This window comes from Dietzia sp. B44 (assembly GCF_014145245.1).
GTDB lineage: Bacteria > Actinomycetota > Actinomycetes > Mycobacteriales > Mycobacteriaceae > Dietzia > Dietzia natronolimnaea.
This window is the reverse complement of sequence record NZ_JAALEF010000191.1, coordinates 1-3,585: the sequence shown is the minus strand read 5'-3', so window position 1 is coordinate 3,585 and position 3,585 is coordinate 1. Positions and strand designations below refer to the sequence as shown.

3 protein-coding genes are annotated in these 3,585 nt (G+C 71.8%); 2 read left to right on the top strand and 1 reads right to left on the bottom strand.

Annotated elements, in window-relative coordinates; genetic code table 11:
- Positions 1-205: 205 nt before the first annotated feature.
- Complete coding sequence (locus G6017_RS07140) at positions 206-1,303, bottom strand: CaiB/BaiF CoA transferase family protein (protein ID WP_182616681.1); 1,098 nt, start codon at positions 1,301-1,303, stop codon at positions 206-208.
- A gap of 109 nt (positions 1,304-1,412) precedes the next feature.
- Here G6017_RS07140 and purT point away from each other — a divergent pair, with 109 nt between their 5' ends.
- Positions 1,413-2,687 (top strand): formate-dependent phosphoribosylglycinamide formyltransferase, encoded by a 1,275-nt coding sequence (purT, locus tag G6017_RS07135; protein ID WP_182616679.1) that lies wholly within the window; start codon positions 1,413-1,415, stop codon positions 2,685-2,687.
- A gap of 41 nt (positions 2,688-2,728) precedes the next feature.
- Positions 2,729-3,298, top strand: coding sequence for a DUF1648 domain-containing protein (locus tag G6017_RS07130; protein WP_182616677.1), 570 nt, complete (start codon positions 2,729-2,731; stop codon positions 3,296-3,298).
- Positions 3,299-3,585 lie beyond the last annotated feature (287 nt).

Sequence of the window (3,585 nt, the reverse complement as noted above, 5' to 3'; positions counted from 1 at the left end):
CCTGCGGTGAGCACCCCACGCCGGACGCCCTCGACTATCTGCCCCTTGAGTTGGCGGAACGGCGGCTCCGCCGAGGCGGGGTCCACGGCCAGGGTCATCCCGGCCACCCGGGAGCCCGAACCCGGCGTGCGGGAGCCTGAACCCGGCGTGCGGGAGCCACTGCCCGGCGAGTGAGGAGTGGCTCCCGGCCCCGACCCGCTCATGCTCAGGCCCAGACCTGGTCGACCGACGTCACCTCACGCGGCGGCGCGGCCGGGACGGCAGGCGCCGGAGTACGCGAGAACCGCGGCGCGGGCGCCGGCCCCATGTCCCCGCCGACCTCGACGAAGGTCTCCCTCGCCGTCATGTGGGGATGGGACAGCGCCTCGGTGTAGGTCAACACCGGGGTGGTGCAGGCGTCGGTGCCGTAGAAGAGCTCGGCCCACTCGTCGCGGGGCTTCTCGGCGAACTTCCCGGCGATGATCTCGCGCAGCTCGTCCCAGCGGTCCATGTCGAACTGGCCGGGCATGCGCTCGTCGTCGATGCCCAGCAGTCGCGCGAACTCAGCGTAGAACTGGGGCTCGAGGCACCCCACGGCCATGAACCTGCCGTCCGAGCAGGTGTAGACGTCGTAGAACGGGAAGCCGGTGTCGAGCATGTTGGTCCCGGCAACGTCCGACCACTGGTCGCGGGCGCGCATGGCCCACTGGAACTGGCCCAGCACGGAGGCGCCGTCGGTCATGGCGGTGTCGATGACCTGGCCCTTGCCGGAGGTGGCGCGCTCGATGATCGCGGCGAGGATGCCCTGGATGAGGAACATCGACCCGCCGCCGAAGTCGCCGACCAGGTTGAGCGGCGGAACCGGTCGCTCGCCCTTGCGGGCGGTGGCGTTGAGGTGCCCGGTGAGCGAGATGTAGTTGAGGTCGTGGCCGGCGGTGTGCGCGAGCGGGCCGTGCTGGCCCCAGCCGGTCATCCGCGCGTACACGAGCCGCGGGTTGGACTCGAGGCACTCGTCGGGGCCGAGGCCCATGCGCTCGGTGACCCCGGGGCGGAAGCCCTCGACCAGCACGTCGGCCTTGGCGATCAGGCCCCGGACCTGCGCCAGCCCGTCCTCGCTCTTGAGGTCGGCCTCCACCACGGTCCGGCCCCGCCGGGTGATGTGCGCCCAGCCGTCGGCGGACCTGGCGAGCTCACCGGGGCGCATGACGGTTACGACGTCGGCGCCCAGGTCGGCGAGCATCATGCACGCGTGGGGGCCGGGGCCGATTCCGTTGAGTTCGACGACGCGGATGCCGGCCAGTGGGCCGGAGGAGGCAGTGGTCACAGGTGTGCCCTTTCGTGTGGCGTTGCACACACGTTATCTTCTGCCGGTCCGCGGGAGCGGGGGAGCACGCGATAGAGGCCGGCGACGGGGGTCTACTAGCGTGGGCGCCATGACCGCAGCGCACGATCCCCTCGCCCCGCCAGTCGTCGACCGCTTCGGCACGCCGGGCACCCCGGACGCGACCCGAGTGATGCTGCTGGGCTCCGGCGAGCTGGGCAAGGAGGTGACGATCGCGCTGCAGCGCCTGGGGGTCGAGGTGATCGCGGTGGACCGCTACGCGGGCGCCCCCGCCCACCAGGTCGCCCACCGCAGCCACACGATCGACATGACCGACTCGGGCGAGGTGCGCCGGGTGGTGGAACTCGAGAAGCCGCAGGTGATCCTGCCGGAGATCGAGGCCATCGCCACCGCCGCGCTGGCGCAGATCGAGCAGGACGGGCTGGCCCGTGTCGTGCCCACCGCCCGGGCCGTGCAGCTGACCATGGACCGCGAGGGCATCCGGCGGCTGGCAGCCGAGGAGCTGGGCCTGCCCACGAGCCGCTATGCGTTCGCCTCGTCGCTCGAGGAGCTGCAGGAGGCGTGCGCTCAGATCGGGTTCCCGTGCCTGGTCAAGCCCACGATGTCGTCGTCGGGAAAGGGACAGTCCTCCCTCCACGGCCCCGAGGACGTGGAGGCCGCGTGGACCTACGCCCAGTCCGGTGCGCGGGTGACGGGGGCGCGCGTGATCGTGGAGTCGTTCGTGGACTTCGAGTACGAGATCACCCTGCTCACCGTCCGCAGCGTGGACCCGCGGACGGGGGAGATCCGGACCGACTTCTGCGAGCCGATCGGTCACCGCCAGGAACGCGGCGACTACGTCGAATCCTGGCAGCCTCAGGCCATGACGCAGGACGCCTACGACTCGGCGCGCTCGGTGGCGGCGCGTGTGACCGGCGCGCTCGGCGGGGTCGGGGTGTTCGGGGTGGAGCTGTTCGTGCAGGGCGTGGACGTCTACTTCTCCGAGGTCAGCCCGCGGCCGCACGACACCGGCCTGGTGACGCTGCGCAGTCAGGTGCTCAGTGAGTTCGACATGCACGCGCGGGCCGTCCTGGGCCTGCCGGTGGTCACCACCATGTCCAGCCCGGGCGCGTCGGCGGTGATCTACGGCGGGTCCGGTATCGGCGGCGCCGGCCAGGACGGCTCCGCTGGCGGGACGGCCGAGGGGGTCGGGTTCGAGGGTGTGGCCCGCGCGCTCGCCGTGCCGGAGTCGGACCTGCGACTGTTCGGCAAACCCTCGGCCAGCGAGTTCCGCCGTATGGGCGTGGCCGTGGCCACCGCCGAGGACGTGGAGACCGCGCGCGAGCGGGCCCGCGAGGCCGCCTCGCGGGTGACGGTGGTGAGGTAGGCGTGCGCCGCACCGCCGCAGGGTCGCGAGGCCTCGACTAGATGACGACGACGAATTCGGTTGCCGACGAGGCCCGCGGGCTCCCGAAGGAACCGACGAGCCCCTGGATCCTGATTCTGGTCGTGGCCACCGTTGTGGTCTGGCTGGCGGTGCTGGCCTGGCAGGTGGTGGTCCTGCCGGAGCGGGTCCCTGTTCACTTCGGCTCGGGCGGTGAGCCGGACGGCTGGTCCAGCAAGGCCGGCGCTCTGGCGTTCTCGGCGCTGTTGCCCCTGCTTTTGGTGCTGCCTCTCCCGCTGCTGACCACCCTCATTGTCCTCCGCGCGACCGAGCTCATCAACGGACCCCGCAAGGAGTGGTGGACGGCCACCGCGCCGAGGCTTCGCCGGTTCGAGCGACTGCTGCGTGAGGATCTGTGGTTGATCACGGTGGTCACCCTGGCGCTGCTGGTGGCGATGCAGGTGGGGATCGTGCGCGCCGCCGAAAGTCCGGATCAGCGCATGCCGGAGGAGCTGTTGTTCGGCGGGATGGCGGTGTTCGGCGTCGGGCTCGTCGCGGTGATGGTGCGCATGTACGCCGGCAACCGGTACGCCGAGCAACCCGATCTGGACTGAGCCTGTGGATGGTCGTCCGATCTATCCACCGACCGCTCTCGCGGGCCGGATCCGGCGCGGCCGCGCCCCTAGCGTGGATCCCCGAGCGGCCCGGACTGTCGGGCCCGGAGGGGGCGGGACTGATGGCGGGATCGAGCACGGGGTCGGGATCGAGTACGGGCGCGGGGTCGGTTACAGGGTCGGGACCTGTGGCCGCGGCGCTGGTGGCGTTCGAGCGGGTCGCGGTGGTGGCCGAGGCGATCCGGGTTCGTGAGGCCGGGGTGCGTGCCGCCGACCAGGCGGGATCG